Origin of the sequence: Vibrio sp. L85 (assembly GCF_963871815.1) — a bacterium.
GTDB lineage: Bacteria > Pseudomonadota > Gammaproteobacteria > Enterobacterales > Vibrionaceae > Vibrio > Vibrio harveyi.
The window spans coordinates 1-317 of sequence record NZ_CAWMYL010000164.1; the positions used below are offsets into that span (position 1 = coordinate 1).

Consider the following 317-nt stretch of genomic DNA (forward strand, 5'->3'; position numbering starts at 1 on the left):
TCTGAGAATGGGCTGTACGTGGCAAAGATATTGGAAAGCTTCTTATTTGCCATCGCTTCTTTTGCGTATGCCAATGACTCTTTCATCTTCTCTTGGAAATGAATGCCAAACAATTCGATAAACTGATGGGTAAACCATTTATAGGCTGCTTGAGATTTAATCGAAGGAATTGCCTCAATCTCTTTTTCACTTGCGCCTTGCTCACGCAGCTCTTCTCGAAGCACGGCAGCTTCTGGCTGCGCCAAATAGCAAGCCTCAACTTCTAAAAAGCCCGCTAGCTTGAGCATTTTTACCACGTCATTGTATTTGGTTCTTGA

Annotated in this window: 1 pseudogene; it reads right to left on the bottom strand. The window is 43.2% G+C overall.

The features are described 5' to 3' along the window. Nucleotides 1-317, bottom strand: a pseudogene (locus AACR11_RS15825) (hypothetical protein); the annotation flags it as partial.